Genomic DNA, 17,437 nt, shown 5'->3' on the forward strand with positions numbered 1-17,437 from the left:
AACATACAATATGGCATACACTGTAAAAAACGTTGACAGTCAGGTGCAGCTTAATCCTCCAGGTAAAATGTCCTTCTCGCCACTTCCTGCCCGTTTACATGCAGGGCAACAGAATGCTCTCCAGCATAATAGTTACGAGTAGAAATTGGCTTAAAAGAATGGCTTTTTTCCATAGCAAAACACTCATCTTTGGTTAAGGCTATATTTTTTAACTTAAATACCTTGGCAGCCTTCTGGCCATTGGCCTTCATGAAATGTACGGCGTAATCTACCACCCAGTTTTGCTGTGGCTGGGTAGCTCGCAGGGCAAAACCAAAAGTGAGCGCCTGCCCCTGCTTCACTTGCTGGTTCAATAAGGCAAACTCTTCCACTACTAGCGCGGGCTTCGCAGTGTAACCCAATAAGGTAAAGCTTCTCGGGTGGCCTTGTTTTATTAAACTTCGGGTTGCATGTTTAATCAGCCATTGGCGCGGCTTGCTCGCATTAGCCAGCCAAGACTGACATAAATCTAGCACCCACTCTGGGTGGTCTTTGCTAATGTCATTCAAATTATTGGCCACCGAACGACGCACGTATAAGCTAGCATCATCTTTTAGTGCATCTACTATCGGTAATATTGGGCTAGGATCGGCAATTAAGTCCTTTAGTTGTTTGCCCCAAGGCAAACGTGGGCGACAGCCTTCACTGGCTAAACGCCGCAAATGCTCGTCTTCAGCCTGGCTCCAAACCAATAACTGCCGCCAGCTTTGTTCTGGGTAACGCTCGATAAAAGGACGAATAGCAAACTCGGCGCTAAAGCGAGGCGTTAAAGCCGCCAGCACCGTATAGGCTAATTGCGGTTGCTCAAGACCGGCAACGGCAACATAGTCAATTAAGGGCCACACCGCAAAGCCGCTCATTCGCTCAGCTTCTGGCAAGGCATCCCAATAGTCTGGCAAGGCGGTTAATAACTTGGCGCTATGGGCAAAGTCCTGCGGCAGGTGCTGCACTAAGGCATTAATAATATGCTGCACTCGTTGTTTAAGCTCTAAGCTGGCCAGCCCATCGCTGGCTAAAGCCACAAAATGCTCACGCTTAAAATCTGGGTAAACGGCCAGCAAACTATCTGCCATCGCTTGGACTACCGCTGTGGAAAGGCTGTTTTTCATTACCTGCTGCTCACTGTGCTTAACTACTTACTCACGCCATTTTCGCTGCGAGAGGTTGGATTTTCCCAAGTTACATGCTGCGCATAATATTTGTAAATTATCGATATCTAAGGCCAATTCAGGATGACTTGAGCGCGGTTTGATGTGATCCACATGAAGTACGGTATTAGGGTCATGCGCTGGCGAAGCCCCGCAACAAGCACAGCGATTATTATCCCGCTCAAATACTTGTCTACGTAAGTTCAACCAAGCTTGGCTACTGTAAAAATTAACCTGTTGACTTGCTACTTCATCCAGCTCACTGGCATCACTAAAGCTAAGTGGAGCTTCATCCGGGCTATATAAAATGGCACGGCATCCCTCGCTAGACTGATGTTGTTGCAACCAGCGCAGTATCGCGCGCTTGGCTCCGGCCTCGGTTTGATAGGGCTTTCTGCGGGTGCGGCCAGCAACCGCATAACTCACTTGATACATATTTCTCCCACACGGCAAGCTGATGCTAAGTCAACAGCATAAGGGAATTAATTCAGCGGCGAAAGATGAGCTAAGTTTGTTTTACTACAAAGATATTTACTCAAAGGGGTCGGCATAATCATCGCTTACTTTCTAGGGATGGAGATAATCATGTTATTGCGTTTACTTGTTGCTGGCCTATTGCTGCTTAACATTGGAGCAGCCACAGCCTTCGAAAATACCGACACCACCACGTTTAAAGCCAATAGCCGCGAAGTCGCCCACTTCCAAGATCAATACGGAGAAATGAACAAAAATGTGCCTTGCCCCTGTATCTTTGACCAAGGGCGCTACTTTTACCAACAAGAAATCAATGCCTTCGGCTATGTTTGGAGCTGTCGTGAATATAACGCTGAAGGCTTGTGTCTAGACATTATTCGCCGCCTACCAGAGCCTTATAAAATATTAGCCTTCGTGGCCAACTGGCAGGAGGATAGCGAAATTTTTAGCGATTTAATTCAGGTGTATAACGCCGAACACCAACAACAAATTGAGCTGGTGAATGTCGACGAGCAGCCAGCGCTAATAGAACAGTATCACCTAACAGAAATGCCGGTATTACTGTTATTAAAAAACCAAACAGAGACCGGCCGCCTCACCGGGCTGCATTCACGCAGTCAGTTCAGCCAGTGGTTAGAACAAAAGCAAAAATAAGCGCTACAAGGCTGGCTAGCGCCAGCCTAAGGCACCAACCAACGAGTTAAACTGGAGCGAGTGAGCAACCAAGTGAAGGCAAAAGCCAAAACCAGCGTCGCTACAGTTAACACCAGTAAAGCGATACTGGAGTGAGCAAACCACTGATAGACCCCGTTGGCTGGGTCGCGCACCGGAATAAGCAGCAAAGGATGCACTAAATAAATACCAAAACTGTATTTAGACACCGCTTTAATTAAGGGACGCGCTCGCTGGGGAATTCGCTCGGCATAGGCTTTCACCAATACAAATAAACTGATGGCTATCACCGCGGTATTAAGGCTCTTATAACCCATAAATACGCTGCTATATTCACCTTGTTGCCAAATATAATAAGCGCTACCCAGCACATTAAAAGCCAACATGGCCGCGCCGGTAGCCAGCCAAAACTTAAGCTGGCCTCGTTGGTCATGATTAAACAAATACCAGCCCATCAGCAAATAGCCGGAGTACATAATAATATTTTGCCGTAGTGGCGTTTCTACCTTGAGCCAATACATTAGCGTGAGCACTAACCATGCGGCTAACAATAATAATACCCGCTGCGGCTCCATTTTATTCACCAGCGGCGCCAATAAGGGGATCACAAAATACAAGGGGATAAAGTCGTAGAAAAACCACAGGTGATACCAGGTATGTTCATTAGGCGAGTTCTCCAGTAGCTCGGCACTCACCTGCCAAGACCAAACCCCATCTTGAAAACCACCAATCAGCGCGTAAATTACCGTCCATGCCAAAAACGGTAGCAATACTTTCGCCAAACGACGTCGCAAGTAATAAGCAGCATTGAACGGACGTTGGTCCGACATCAATAAGGCTCCACTCACCATCACAAATATTGGCACCGCCCAGCGGCTCATCGCGTTCAGGCTGACCGGCGGCAACCACTGATGCCAAGGCAATTCAGCCACTAACTCTCGATATGGGCCAAGGACATGAATTACAACAACGGCAATGGCAGCGATAAAACGCAAACATTCAATATAAAACAGTGCGGGTCTAGCGGCTGGAGCTTGAGCCATGATGGGTGCAACCTTGAGCTAATAGAAATCGAATAAGCGGCGAGTCTGTTGCCTCGACCTAGCTTTAACTTTACACTAAGAGCTTGAATGAAGGCCAGTTTGCAAGGAGTGCAATTGCCAAAATTTAGTCCATGGACTGACAAACGTAAGTTCATCTTACTGCTGTCTGTGATGCTGCTGTGTGCCTTTTGGTTATGCGCTTGGTTAAGTTATCAAGTGGCTTATCAATCCTTAAGAGAGCAAGTCGAAAATAACCACCTTCCTCTTACCAGCGATAACGTCTACTCAGAAATTCAACGCGATCTATTGCAGCCAATATTTATTTCCTCCTTAATGGCGCAAGATACCTTTGTGCGTGATTGGGCGATTAATGATGAACACCCCAGCCAAGATATTATTCGCTACTTAAGTAACATTCAGCAGCGCTATCAAACCATTACCGCCTTCTTTGTCTCGCTAAAATCGGCCCGCTATTATCACCCCAATGGCATCCTTAAAACCTTGTCGATAAATAACCCCGACGATGCGTGGTTTTACCGAGTCATTCAGCTGCCGCCAGAACAAGACTACGAAATCAATATTGATTACGATACCGCCGATACCAGCCGCACCACGGTATTTGTTAATTACAAAGTATTTGATTTTAACAACCAATTAATTGGCGTGACCGGTGTTGGCTTAAACATTGAAGCGGTTAAGCAGCTAATTCAACTCTACCAAAAACGCTACCAACGCAGTGTTTATTTTATTGACCCGCTGGGTAACCTGAGTTTAAGTGGCCCCGACTATACTGGGCCTCGCAATATTAGTTTACGCGAGGGCTTGGCCGAGCATGCGGCCGAGTTACTCAGTCAGGCTAATGGACGTTACCGCTTTAAAGACCACCACCAGCAGTACTATTTAAATGCCCGTTATATTCCAGAATTTAACTGGTATCTAATTGTAGAGCAGCAAGATTTACCGGCGAGCGTGCAATTAAAACACACCCTGTGGTTTAACTTAGCCATCAGCAGCTTAATTACGCTACTAATGTTAATACTGGCTAACCTCACTCTCGGTCGCTATCAACGACGCTTAGAAACCCTGGCCACCACCGACAAATTGACCGGAGTTTATAATCGACAAAGTTTTGAATTCCATCTAGAACAAGTATTGGATATTCAGCAACGCGCCAAACAGGCTTGCTCGTTGATCATCTTCGATATCGACCATTTTAAACAGATCAACGACCAACATGGCCACTTAGTTGGTGATGAAGTGCTCAAACAAGTCTCCAAACTCTGTCTAGAACAAGTGCGCCAATCAGACGTAGTTTGTCGTTGGGGCGGTGAAGAGTTCATCGTTTTACTGCCCAACTGTGATGCCTTAGCCGCTTTTGAAGTGGCAGAAAAAATACGTCTTACCATTAGCCAACAAGCATTTGAGGTAAATCAACACCAGATAAACCTCAGCATTAGCTGCGGGGTGGCCCAAATCAAAACCCACGAAGTACTGGCTAGTTTGTTGATAGATAGAGCCGACAAGGCGATGTATCAGGCTAAACAGCAGGGACGAAATCGTAGCCAAATTGCCGAGTAGCAGAAAAAACCACCGGCTGAGCCGGTGGTTTGCTGTTTAAGCCTCAGGCTTAGGTGGGTAACTTTCTAACATCAGGCCAAGCTGTTTTTGAATAAACTCAGCACGCCTTTCTGGGCCCATGGTTTCACCCAGTTTACTTTGAGAAATAGAGCGCCAAATCAGGCTTTTTGCCTTAGGGTCGATAAACTCAACCACCAACTTACCGTATTTTCTTTCTTTATAGCGATCCGGCGAACTCACTCCAATCATGCCGTGGCGCGAGCCCATGCCAAAAGTAAAGTTACCCCCAATGGCTTCTAATTCGCTAGCCTCATCAATTCGATAAGCCACCAACATATCGGCCTGCTCTTGCTCTACCGCTTGCAAGCCTTTAGCTTGTAACTGCTTAGCCAGCTCAGCTTGAATACGCTGCTCATCAATGCTTAATACCGCATCTTCCGCCAATGGGGCGAAAGCAAAATCCTTGTACTGGGAGAAGTCCTGATCCACGTTATAGTCTGTTGCTGGTCTAATGGTACATGCCGTCAAAGAGACTAAGCACAACAGCACACTTAAAAATCGAAACATAATTAACTCCAGTCATTTAGGCTAAATCTCACCTTGCTTAAATCTACCACAAGTCTTGGCAAATTTGCGGCTGAGTTTTATTCAGCTAAAGCTGACTCAAGCAGCAGCGCTTTGCTATAATCGGCCGGTTATTTTTTTAAGGTTGATCATGTCTCAGTTTTCACAACGTTTTGGCGGCATTGCCCGTCTGTATGGGCAGCGCGCGCTGGCTACCTTCCAACAAGCCCATGTGTGCGTAATAGGCATTGGCGGCGTCGGTTCATGGGCGGCAGAAGCACTCGCACGTAGCGGCATTGGTCATATCACCCTGATCGATCTTGATGATATTTGTACCACTAATACCAACCGACAAATCCACGCCTTACAAGGCAGTGTGGGCCAATCAAAAACCGCAGTAATGCGCGAGCGGATCTTGCAAATCAACCCCGACTGCGTGTGTCACGAAATAGAAGACTTCGTCACAAAAGATAATCTGAGCCAATACATCAGCCAAGACTTCGACTACGTGATTGATGCTATCGACAGCGTCAAAGCCAAGTCTGCGCTGATTGCTTACTGCAAGCGTAACAAGATAAAGCTGATTACCGTGGGCGGCGCCGGTGGCCAGATAGATCCCACGCAGATCCAAATCAGCGATTTAGCCAAAACCATTCAAGACCCATTGGCCGCCAAGGTACGCAACGAGCTGCGTCGTTTTTACAACTTTAGTAAAAACCCTAAACGTAAGTTTGGCGTAGACTGTGTTTATTCCACCGAACAACTGATTTACCCCAGCAGCGGTGGCGAAACCTGTATGGCCAAGCCCGACACCGGCGGCAGCATGCGCATGGATTGCAGCAGCGGCTTTGGCGCTGTCACCCATGTCACCGCTAGCTTTGCCTTTACCGCCGTTTCTCGAGTTCTAAAAAAACTAGCCGCAGCCTAAGCCTAAGTGCTAGGCTTCGCTCCGCAATGAGCAGGGCCATTATAAAGAAATCTCATATTAGTAGTGACTGTTCTATGCTTAAGCTATCTACACAGGAGAGTTGCCATGTCTTGGGATAACACCAGCCTACGTTTTAAAATACTATCAGTGATGTTTATTTCGGTGCTGATTGTGATTGCGGTGGGTCTGTATACCGCATTTAAATTACAGCAAACCGCCAATGATTTTGACAAACTTACACACACCGAAGTCTACCTAGAAGAGAAAACCCTGCTGGCGCATTTGGCCTTTAAAACCCAAGTGCAAGAGTGGAAAAATGTATTATTGCGAGGTCACGATGCCAAGCAAAACAGCAAATATTGGGGGCAATTTTTAGAGCGCCAGCAATATGTGCAGCAGCAAGTCAGCGAATTAGCCCAAGAGCTACAAAGCGCAAATTACCCAGAACTGGCACAAATTGCTCAAGACTTTCTACGCTCTCATAAAACCATGGGCCAAGCCTATAGCCAAGGTAAAGCCAAATATGAGGCGGCAGGTTTCGATTTTAAAGCTGGTGATGCCGCCGTAAAAGGCATCGACCGCGCCCCCTCCGATGCCATGGACCAACTCAGCGAAAAACTCGCAGCGCTCACCTTAGAGAACGTTAATCGCCATACCGCACAAGCAGCCCAAGTCAGTACACTTAGTTTTGTCATTATTGGAATCAGTGGTCTTGGAGTGTTGTTGGTGAGCTTCATATTCATGGATCGTCAATGTATTCAGCCCATCAATAGTATTGTTAAGGATATTGAGATCCTGGCCAACGGCAAACTTAACGTGACCATTCACCTGCAACGCAACGATGAGCTAGGCAAACTGGCCAATGCCACGCGTAAACTGCAAACCTTTTTACAAGATACAGTGAGTAATTTAGGCCAGTCCGGCGAACAGCTACAGCGTTCCTCACAAATGCTAAATAGCATGTCTCACGATCTGGCCGAAGGCGCCAACCAACAGCGCGAAAGCTCTGATTTAGTCGCCACCGCCATTGAAGAAATGTCTCACTCGGCCAACGAGGTTTCACAAAACGCCGCCGCCACTGCCGATACGACCCACAATACCGATTTAACCGCTCACAGTGGCGCCGAAGCAATGCAGCGAGTAATCGGCAGCATTCAATCACAAGTCACCGATATTAGCCACGCGGGAGATGTGGTGAAGAACTTAGCGGCCGACAGCAACAATGTAGGCGCGGTGTTAGATGTAATTAAAGGCATTGCCGAGCAAACCAACCTACTGGCCTTAAATGCCGCGATTGAAGCGGCTCGCGCCGGAGAACAAGGGCGAGGTTTTGCGGTGGTTGCCGATGAAGTAAGAACCCTGGCGCAAAAGACCCAGCAAAGCACCAGTGAGATCCAAGCCATTCTAGAAAAAATTCAAGGAGGCGCAAACAACGCGGTTAGCGCGATGCAACAAAGCCAAGACCGCACCGACGAAGTAGTACAACAAGCACAAACGGCTGAAAGCCTACTCTCGGAAATTGTCACTGCGATTGGTAGTGTTAATGAAATGAATCTACAAATCGCCTCCGCCGCCAAAGAGCAAACCACGGTGGCCGCAGAAATCGCTTCACTGATTGGCCGCATTGCCGATGTGGCGGCGCAAAATGCTCACCAAGTGGATGAGTCCAATCAAGTCAGCAGCCAGCTCGACGCCTTAGCCAACGACTTTACCCAACAACTTAAGCGCTTTGTTTACTAAGCTCAGCCAATAAAAAGCCCGGCATTGGCCGGGCTATTAAGTCATACCGTGGCTATTCATTACAATGGATGAAGTACATCTGAATGTAACTCGTTTTTGGACAAAAGTGTGTTAGTGCAAAAGCACTATTTGGTAACGTTCGAATTAGGGTTTGTAGAGGTAACGCCGCAATTTGCGATGAGCGTAGCGAATCCGCAACATTGCTTTGTTAGGCATTTTTCATTGCTTCGATCTCATTTAGATATTGCTGTCTATTGAATTCAAAACCTTTAAAATTCGAATAGTCCCAGTCTTCGTCTCTATGAGGTTGCTCAAAATCGGACCAAATAACTTTGTTCCCGTCTATAGTGATCTTGCAGAGTAACGGCCAACATCCTGCGATACCGCATGAACAGCCGAGCACCATAGTTTTGTTTTTATCGTCTCCCCAATAAGCCTCCGCGCTTCCAAGATAATATTGTTCCATCGAAGAAGTTGCTACCTCAATTGCATGGTAGTCGCCAGCAAGACCTGGATGCCCTTCCTTTGTTGCGAATGGAATCTCATGGGCGAGCATAATTTCTGCCAAAGGCCTGTCATCAACAACGATGTTAACGGTTGAAACTTCATGGCCAGAGTCATATTTATACCTCTTAATTACTTTAAATGAGATCTTATTCATTCATATACCAACGCCGAGATAAGGGGACGACAAAGCATAGCTTTGGCGTTCCCACGCAGTGGCGGAGTGAACTTGACCGCCTTGTTATGTGTGTAATTAATTAACATATAAGGCTAAATTGATGGCCTAATATAAAACCAACCAAAACCATCGCACATTTCAAATTTACTATTATTCGGATTATTTCCTGTGGCATTGCATTCTGAACATTCTTTCCAGTCATTAGGAGCAAGGGCGCTACCCCATACACCTTTGCACTTCTTTCCGTCATATCTCTTGTGACAGCTTTCATTGATTGCACGACTCAGCAAAGTGTTCTGTAATTATTGGCACCCAGCAGAAACCAAATAATTTGGACCTAGATTCTCAACTGCACAAGCCCCATTTTCAAAACCTTTCGCAACACTTTTCATCATTTCACGCTGATAGCTTTTTATCTGCGCTTCTTCATCGGGCGAGCGCCATCCGGCCTCGGTCATTACCAGTGTTCGCTGCACATGTTCACTTACCTTCTCTTCAGCGGACCCTGTTTTTAACTTAGTAACTTCACGCACTAATAGCGCGCCGCCTTGGCCGCTATAATAGATAACACCCTCTAGATCAAAACTGCAATTGAACTGGCGACCGCCGCCGTGGCATACAACATTAGAGATATCATCAATGCGAGACACTATATGGCCACCAAAATACGGGCTAGCATAACGACTTGCTCCATACTGTATATCTGCATTGGAATTAAAGGCCACTTCGCGTAACAGCATCATTAAAATGTCGTCTTCCTTGGGCGCCTGTAGATTGTCAGGCAGTGCTATCTTGCCGTTATCCTGCATAAGACTGGCTTCATAGGCGCTATATTTCTCCATATAATTGCCGCGACTCCAGTACGCCTTTACATCAGTAGTACTCGACTCGGTAACTGTATAGTATTCTGGTGAACGAAATTCGTTATCTTCTAAATACACAGATTGGAGTTGCTTGGACGGCACCTTTTCTGGCAACCAGTTGCCAGATTGGTTGACGAATATAGTTTGCCCAATACGCCAATCCATATTCGATATCAAATCGTTAAATCTATGTTTAATAACGATATAACGTAAATCTGGACACCGCTTTGCGACAGGCTCAACAACGCTGGCCACTAATTGCTTCTGGTAGTCTGTATCGACGGCCGAAGTACCTACCAAGGGAATCGAATCAGTGAAACGCTCCAGTTTATGAAACACATAAACCGTGGCGAAAGGGAAAGATTCCTTGCCGTTGCCGCTAGCATAACGCTGTGCCTTTTCGTACTCGGCTTTCTCTGCATAGACCTCGTTTTCAACCTGTTTTATCTTCTTATCGATTGCTTTCAATCGAGTATTTTTTTTCTGCTGTCCAAGGGTTTTGTCTATTGCTATTTGGGTTCTTTGCATCTGCAGAGGAAGCTTCCGATAGGTGGCTTCTGCCTTAAACCAATCGTTATTTTTTACTCCCCCCATCGCCTGTAAACTACTTTTTTGCACCCATCGCTGGTAATACTGATTGTAACTAAGCCTATCCTCATCAGACATTTCCACTTGATACATTGTAAACAGCATAAAAACATCGTTGTCAGATAGCTCAGAGATGTTGGATACACCCTCCCTCTTTAGCGCTTGATCGATCATCATTGGCAACATGGGTGAAGTGCCTTTTTGAATGTACTTAACCCTCTCTAACGAAAGCTCTCTAGCCAAAGCATGAATGTCTTTATCACTTATACTAGGGCCAGTGGCAGGCTGAGTTTGCTCTACCTCAATGCTGGCATAATTGGTAATACAGGCATTGTTCGATTGTATGCCATCTTCCGGACGGGATAGCCATGCATCGTATGCAGACGTTTCGACAACTCGATCGTGAAAACGAGCGAGCCTTTCTTGCTTCTTTTCGGCCATTGCTTCCGCCGAGATTGGCCCCGCGAACGCTGTTTGGCTGGCTCCAGCCCAGAATATACCACTCAGAATCGCCAAACACTGGAATCGTCCTAAATTCATTTCGCAAACTCCTGTTTCATTTCTGTCTTGATTAACCGCTTCTCTATAACAGTAACGTATCGGTTAGCAGAAAATCGTTGTCGCTACGCCTCTCTAGAAGGCAAATATTTTTGTTCCAATATATAGAGCTACGAGAAATACATAAAATGAGCCTAGCAAAGGTTGCAGCGTGCAGCTACTTGTTAGTGCACTAGCATTCGGTTTAGAGCAACATCAATGTAGGCAGCTTTCTGAATATAAAGAATTTCTGACCAATCTTCGTTTTCTATTTTTCTAATAATCATTATTAGATTAAAAGCCTAACAGTTTGTTACCCGGAACTCTCGTTAAACCCCAGCCATTTCAGCCTAGATTCAACTCATCCCAAGTTAAATTATTTAATAATGACAATAACTTACCAGTAGACATCGAAGCTTTACAGCGCCTATTGACAAAAGACAAAGCGAGAATAGGTTTACCGCGCCAGATTTTGGCGCGACAAATTTAATACCATCAACAACAAAATCAGTAAATTCATAAAGTTATAAAAATAGACAAAAACAAAGCGAGAACAGTTTGGCTAATTTTGGGCTCGCTTTGTCGTACATTTTGTTGAGTTCCGTTACCAATGAATAAATAACCAGTAGTATAGATAGAGGAAAAGTTGGCGGGTTGCTACTAACTCGTTTTGGGGCAAAAACATTTCACACCCTCGACAGTCAAGATTGCGCTTTTAAATCCCTTCATTATCGCCGAGCAACGCGGTTGACAAGCGATGACGCCGAGCACTGTTTGAGCGCAGCGAGTTGCGCTGGCGCGCTTGGAAACAAGTCGCGCAGGATGAAGATAATGCAGGGCGAGCTTTCTTTTTGCTTAGCTAAGCTTTGCTCGTTGAAGCTTAATGACGTCGCCATAGGCGAAAGCTTTTATCCCGTTAATAACACAGAATGAGGCAAACTCAAGTTACGGGTGAATCGTATTTTGAGAGCCTTAAACTGTCTCGCGCTCTCAGCGCCTTACCAAAGTGACTTTCACCTCTTGTACTGTCAATTAGCTTACCAAAGTGCTTTAATGTGTTAACTATCAGTTAATTCAAGCATTAATTATCTAAGGAGAAGATATTGAAAAGCTTATTCATGGCTTTTGCTATGTTAGTTTCAACGGTTACTTTCGCTGGTGAGTTGGTTGTTTCACCTTCGTTAAAAGTCACCTATACAGAGCCCAAATTGATTTCTCATAGCTCCGAGACTTTGATTCTAAAGTACGAAGATTGGTATTTTTCGCACTCCTTAATCAACCCACAAACCATGTACTCATCTATTGATTTGTCAGGATTAGAGCTCGAATTCGTAAAATCAATTTTCTCTCCACAACTGAGAGAAACCCAACCTGCGTGGTTAGCAGCACTCTCAGCTGAACAAGCCGAGACATTTGGGCTACCAACAAACAAGGCTATTGAGAAAACTCTAGGCACGGCAACAATCTATGCCGTTTATAGTGCAGATGAAAACATGGGGCATATTTTCGTAATCGAAGAAGGACAGGCTCACCAACTAACAATGCTAGGCAATAAAGAGCGATTTTCAGAACTAATGTCAGCAATAAAGGAAAGATAAATGGCGCTCGACACAACAGACAAACAACAACTTAAAACCTTTCTTGCTTCTGTATATGGCCAGCAAGTTAAAGGGTGGGCAGTTAACGATAAAACTTTTGACTTAACTTACAAGTTATTGAACGAGTCTAGAAAGTGCTCTGATTTGATGGACTTAGTTCCACGGCCTATCCCCTACGGTCAATCACCTATCAAATGGCTATCAAAAGAAGCTAGAAAAGCCATTCTTCGAAAGGTGAATGATAGCCCTAAGCATTATTCCGCTTGTGTAAAAACCAGTGCGTTAAAGATGAAAACTCAATTCATCATGTCAGCTAACGGTTTATAATAGTCAATTGTGCTAGAGCAGTCAGACATGCTGTTCTAGCTAATTCGCTTTCGCCTCACGCTTCAATCTATCCACCATATTCAAGAGGCTCAACCGCTTGACTCAAGCTTCTATCTTCTCAGGGAAGTACTTGTTTCGACTGTAGATACCACTCACTTTGGATTCTGAGACTCCAGCTGAGAGATTTATGCAGTGTATTGCATCGACAGATTAAATCCGCACATCAAAGAAAAATGACGTCGCCATAGGCGAAAGCTTTTATCCCGTTACTAACAAGGAATGGGGCAAAAACCTTTTAGAAGGTAACATCGAAAAACCTTAGAATTTAAAGCTTAAAACACTGATTTATATAGACTTTAAATATAACAAAGGCCGCTCTATTACTAGAGCAGCCTTTGTTTCATTTAAAAGCCCGGCGGATTAGCCGGGCTTTCAGTGCAACACATAGTTATTAATCAGCTACGGTTTCACCCTGTAAGTGAGCCACACTTGGCACGGGTTTATGATTAGCGCCAAAGTAAGAATAAATCACCGGCAATACAAACAAGGTGAACACGGTTCCGATTGACAGGCCAGCACAAATCACCATACCAATATCGAAACGCGCCGCAGCACCAGGGCCCACTGCTAGCAATAGCGGAATCAAACCGGCCACCATCGAAATAGTGGTCATTAAGATGGCGCGTAAGCGGATCCGTGCGGCATGGCGAATTGCCGTCATTTTATCTTCACCACGTAGGATTTGCCGCTCTTTGGCCACCTCACACATCAAGATACCGTGTTTGGTAATCAAACCCACTAGAGTGATCATACCAATCTGGGTATAGATATTGAGCGTCGCTAAGCCCCAGCCCATCATTAGCAAGGCTCCACAAATCGCCAAAGGTACCGACACCATAATCACAATTGGGTCTCGAATACTTTCAAACTGAGCGGCCAATACCAAGAAGATAATCGCCAACGCTAAACCAAAGGTGGTAAATAAGGCCGAACCTTCTTGCACATACTGGCGAGATTCCCCTTTGTAATCAAAGCCATAACCTTTAGGCAGTATGTCATTGGCTTTTTGCTCAAGGAAGGCCAAGGCATCCCCCATGGTTTGCCCGGGCATCAACGCGCCATTCAGGGTTATGGAGTTGGTTTGGTTCATCTGCAACAGTGACTCAGGCTGACCACGTAAATCCCACTCAATAAGGTTGCTCAGTGGCACGGCGCTGCCGTCTACGGTTTTCACATAGAACTGCTCAATGCTTTCTGGGCTTAAACGATCCACCCGCTTAACTTGAGGGATCACCTCGTAAGAGCGCCCATCATAGTTAATGTGGTTGATATAACCATCGCCCATTAAGGTGCCTAAAGTATTAGCAATATCAACCATCTTCACGCCATAAGCACCAGCCTTGTCACGATTAACACTGATGTTTAGCGTGGCCGTTTCAAACTTAGTATCAAGATCACTAAAGACAAAGTAACCACTTTGCATCGCCGCTTGTTGTAACTCTTGAGCCAGACTCACCAAGGTGCGGTAATCCCCCGGGCCTTGCAGAACAAACTGCACCGGAAATCCACCACTGGCACCGGGCAATACTGGCAAGGGGAACGAGGCCACAGACACGCCGGCAATATCGGCAGATTTCTGTTGAATTGCTTTCACTAAAGTATCTTGATCCATGGTGCGCTGTTCCCACAGCGTGGTATTCAAGAAACCTAAGCCCTGGGTAGAACTGGGAATACCGGCCAAGGTAAAGGCGCTGGCGATGTCCTCTAGTTCCATACCCTTCATGCCCACCTCGGTGGTATAAGCGTCCATATAGTCAAGGTTCGCGCCCGCCGGACCGGTCACCATGATCATCGCGGCGCCTTTATCTTCTGCTGGAGCCAATTCGCTAGGAATGATTTTCAGCAAAGGATACAACGAGCCCATTACGATTAAGGCAAATACCAATATCACCGGACGGTTATTCAGTACCCCACCAACCAGCTTGTCATAGCCGCTATCTAGTTTATCTAGGAAATTATGTACGCCCTGCTCAAAGCCCCCCGGATTAGGATTGTGTTTTAACAATACCGAACACATCACCGGTGACAAAGTTAAGGCCACAAAGCCCGACACCACTACGGCACCAGCCAGCGTTAAGGCAAACTCGGCAAACAATACCCCAGTTAAACCCTCTACCATGGCAATCGGAGAATACACCGCCGCTAGGGTAATGGTCATGGAGATAACCGGCAAAGCAATTTCACGGGTGCCCACAATGGCGGCGTCAAAAGGCTTCATCCCCATTCGAATATGCCGATCCACGTTTTCCACCACCACGATGGCGTCATCCACCACCAGACCAATCGCCAATACCATTGCCAGTAGGGTTAATAGGTTTAACGAGAAGCCCATGGCCTGCATTGCCAAACACACCCCAACCAAAGACAAAGGAATCGCAATCACCGGAATTAATACCGCACGCAAACTCCCCATAAACAGGAAGATCACCACCACCACAATCACTGTGGCTTCTACAATGGTGCTTAATACTTCGTTAATTGAAGACTCGATGTATTCGGTTGAATCATAGAGTACCTTCATGTCCATGTTATCGGGCAAGTTAGCTTCAATATCGGGTAACATGTCTATAATAGCTTTGGCTACCGTCAAAGGGTTAGCCGTTGGAGTGGGGTCAATAGCCACCACCACCGCAGTTTGGCCATCACCTTTGGCTCTCACCATTTCCCGCGCCGCAGCCAACTCCACCTCGGCCACATCGCTCAAACGCACAATGCCACTACCACTACGGGCAACGATTAGCTGTTCAAACTCAGCCTTGGTTTTTAAGTCGGTATCAGCTTCTACGTTATAAGTGAAGAAACGACTCTTTGCCTGTCCGGGGGCCGATCTAAAGTTGTTGTTTTGCAGCGCTCCCACTACTTCGGCAGCGGTCAGCTTGTAGTTGGCCAGTTTTACTGGATCCAACCATACCCGCATCGACAAGGCAGGCCCGTACACGTTAGCCTTAGCTACACCGGTTACGGTTACCATTTGCGGTTGTACGTTACGGTTCACGTAATCCACAATCTGTGCCGATTTTAGCTCACCACTGGTAAGCGCGATGTACATAATAGAAGTACTAGAACCGGTAGAACGCGCAATATTAGGGTCTAGCGCTTCACTGGGCAAACTGGCCCGTACCGCATTCACCTTAGCCATAATCTCCGACAAGGCGGCATCAGGATCGGAGCCGGTTTTCATGTAAGCGGTAATGGTACTGCTGCCCATGGCCGACGTTGATTCTAAAAAGTCGAGGTTATCGGCCTCGGCAATCGATTGTTGCAAAGGCTGGGTGATGAAGCCCTGAATCACCTCCGCCGGCGCACCATAATAAGCGGTGGTAACGGTAATCACCGTATTGGTTAACTCTGGGTATTCACGAATTTGCAGCTTTAATACCGCCTGAACGCCCACAATAAGCAATAGCAAACTTAAGGATAAAGCGAGTATCGGCCGCCGAATAAAAGTATCGGTAAATCTCATAAGCTAAGCTCCTAATCCTTTGGCAAGCTTTGGTCGCGTTGCAGGAAGCTATCTTCTACGATGCGCACTTCAGCGCCATTGCGTAAGCGTACCTGACCCGATACCACTACCTGTTCGCCGGCCTTAATGCCTTTAGCAATCACCGCACTGTCACCACGACGCTCAGCTACTGTTACCGAGCGTTGCTTAGCAATTAAGCTTTCGCTGCCATCCTCTGCAGTTTGCTTCTCAACCACGTATACCGATTCGCCGTAAAGCGAGAAAGAGATAGCTTGCTGAGGAATCACTACCTGATTCGGCTGCACGTCTTGCCAAATGCGCACCGTGGCGTACATGCCAGAACGCAATAAACCATCGGCATTAGGAATGGTAGCCTGTACCTGAATCACCCCACTTTGCACATCAACGGTGGGTTCAATGGCGGTAATTTTGCCTTTAAACCACTGCTCTGGATAAGCATCAGTATTCAGCTCAATTTCGGTGCCCAAGCTAATTCGAGAGATCTCTTTTTGCGGCACAATAAAGCGCAACAACATGTGTTCAAGATTTTCTAAACGCGCAATATCGCTACCCGCTTGCAGGTACTCACCCAAGTTAATTTGACGAATCCCCATCACTCCATTAAAGGGCGCACGAATATCACGTCGCTCAATGGTGGCCTTAAGGGCCTCGATGTCGCTAACCAAAGCTAAGTAGTTTGCTTCTGAATCGTCGAACTGCGTTTGCGATACCGAGCCACGCTCTAACAGGGTGCGGTTACGTTCTAATTGGCGTTTAATTGCCGGAAGCTTAGCCTCGGCACTGGCCAAGTTGGCTTTTTCAACATCGGCTTCAAGGCTAACTAATAAATCACCCGCTTGCACTCGATCACCCGAGGCAAAATGAATTTTATCCACCAAGCCTGCCACCGAACTGCTCAAATTCACCCCTTGAAAGGGTTCGATAAAACCAATTGACTCAATCATCGATTGCCAATCTTGAGCCTTAGCGTCTGTCACTTCTACAGGCGATTCTGGTATCGTTCGATTTGCCATGTATTGAGCAATCATTTTTTGCTTAAAGTGGTAAAAACCAAACACGCTACCAAATAGCAGAAGTGCCACGGCAAGCATGATTGCCATCCATTTTTTCAT

14 protein-coding genes are annotated in these 17,437 nt (G+C 46.2%); 6 read left to right on the plus strand and 8 right to left on the minus strand.

Translation table 11 applies throughout. The features are described from left to right. Positions 1 to 50 precede the first annotated feature (50 nt). Together AR383_RS10470 and AR383_RS10475 are read right to left on the minus strand one after the other, a co-directional pair. Positions 51 to 1,148 (minus strand): DNA alkylation repair protein, encoded by a 1,098-nt coding sequence (locus AR383_RS10470; protein WP_055733082.1) that lies wholly within the window; start codon positions 1,146 to 1,148, stop codon positions 51 to 53. 27 nt (positions 1,149 to 1,175) lie between these two features. Further along, positions 1,176 to 1,622 carry an HNH endonuclease gene (locus AR383_RS10475; RefSeq protein ID WP_055733083.1) on the minus strand — a complete coding sequence of 149 codons (447 nt, stop codon included), beginning with the start codon at positions 1,620 to 1,622 and terminating at the stop codon, positions 1,176 to 1,178. A 150-nt stretch (positions 1,623 to 1,772) separates the two neighbouring features. Here AR383_RS10475 and AR383_RS10480 point away from each other — a divergent pair, with 150 nt between their 5' ends. Then, positions 1,773 to 2,315 carry a thioredoxin family protein gene (locus tag AR383_RS10480; RefSeq protein WP_055733084.1) on the plus strand — a complete coding sequence of 181 codons (543 nt, stop codon included), beginning with the start codon at positions 1,773 to 1,775 and terminating at the stop codon, positions 2,313 to 2,315. Positions 2,316 to 2,341: 26 nt separating this feature from the next. Here the strand turns inward: AR383_RS10480 and AR383_RS10485 are convergent, their stop codons facing one another. Continuing rightward, positions 2,342 to 3,376, minus strand: a complete 1,035-nt coding sequence (locus AR383_RS10485; RefSeq protein ID WP_055733085.1) for an acyltransferase — start codon at positions 3,374 to 3,376, stop codon at positions 2,342 to 2,344. An 87-nt stretch (positions 3,377 to 3,463) separates the two neighbouring features. On the opposite strand from AR383_RS10485, the gene AR383_RS10490 reads away from it, so the two are divergent. Then, entirely contained in the window at positions 3,464 to 4,954 is a 1,491-nt protein-coding gene (locus AR383_RS10490; protein ID WP_055733086.1) for a sensor domain-containing diguanylate cyclase, read from the plus strand. 36 nt (positions 4,955 to 4,990) lie between these two features. Here the strand turns inward: AR383_RS10490 and AR383_RS10495 are convergent, their stop codons facing one another. Continuing rightward, a complete protein-coding gene (locus AR383_RS10495; RefSeq protein WP_055733087.1) occupies positions 4,991 to 5,521 on the minus strand; it encodes a DUF4136 domain-containing protein in 531 nt (176 codons plus the stop codon). Between the two features lie 148 nt (positions 5,522 to 5,669). Between AR383_RS10495 and tcdA the strand changes: the two genes are divergently transcribed. Then, positions 5,670 to 6,446, plus strand: coding sequence for a tRNA cyclic N6-threonylcarbamoyladenosine(37) synthase TcdA (tcdA, locus tag AR383_RS10500; RefSeq protein ID WP_157051700.1), 777 nt, complete (start codon positions 5,670 to 5,672; stop codon positions 6,444 to 6,446). A 105-nt stretch (positions 6,447 to 6,551) separates the two neighbouring features. Continuing rightward, positions 6,552 to 8,186, plus strand: coding sequence for a methyl-accepting chemotaxis protein (locus AR383_RS10505; protein ID WP_055733088.1), 1,635 nt, complete (start codon positions 6,552 to 6,554; stop codon positions 8,184 to 8,186). Positions 8,187 to 8,394: 208 nt separating this feature from the next. Here AR383_RS10505 and AR383_RS10510 read toward each other — a convergent pair whose 3' ends face one another. Both AR383_RS10510 and AR383_RS10520 read right to left on the minus strand, forming a co-directional pair. Further along, complete coding sequence (locus AR383_RS10510; protein ID WP_055733089.1) at positions 8,395 to 8,847, minus strand: hypothetical protein; 453 nt, start codon at positions 8,845 to 8,847, stop codon at positions 8,395 to 8,397. 323 nt (positions 8,848 to 9,170) lie between these two features. After that, positions 9,171 to 10,859 carry a hypothetical protein gene (locus AR383_RS10520; protein ID WP_055733091.1) on the minus strand — a complete coding sequence of 563 codons (1,689 nt, stop codon included), beginning with the start codon at positions 10,857 to 10,859 and terminating at the stop codon, positions 9,171 to 9,173. Between the two features lie 1,100 nt (positions 10,860 to 11,959). Here AR383_RS10520 and AR383_RS10525 point away from each other — a divergent pair. Both AR383_RS10525 and AR383_RS10530 read left to right on the plus strand, forming a co-directional pair. After that, positions 11,960 to 12,454, plus strand: coding sequence for a hypothetical protein (locus tag AR383_RS10525; protein ID WP_055733092.1), 495 nt, complete (start codon positions 11,960 to 11,962; stop codon positions 12,452 to 12,454). Beyond that, positions 12,455 to 12,781, plus strand: coding sequence for a hypothetical protein (locus AR383_RS10530; protein ID WP_055733093.1), 327 nt, complete (start codon positions 12,455 to 12,457; stop codon positions 12,779 to 12,781). Positions 12,782 to 13,232: 451 nt separating this feature from the next. Here AR383_RS10530 and AR383_RS10535 read toward each other — a convergent pair whose 3' ends face one another. Continuing rightward, positions 13,233 to 16,304, minus strand: coding sequence for an efflux RND transporter permease subunit (locus AR383_RS10535; protein ID WP_055733094.1), 3,072 nt, complete (start codon positions 16,302 to 16,304; stop codon positions 13,233 to 13,235). Positions 16,305 to 16,315: 11 nt separating this feature from the next. Then, the gene (locus tag AR383_RS10540) at positions 16,316 to 17,437 is read right to left on the minus strand and encodes an efflux RND transporter periplasmic adaptor subunit (RefSeq protein ID WP_055733095.1); all 1,122 of its coding nucleotides are present in this window, start codon (positions 17,435 to 17,437) and stop codon (positions 16,316 to 16,318) included.

Source organism: Agarivorans gilvus (genome assembly GCF_001420915.1).
GTDB classification, from domain to species: domain Bacteria; phylum Pseudomonadota; class Gammaproteobacteria; order Enterobacterales; family Celerinatantimonadaceae; genus Agarivorans; species Agarivorans gilvus.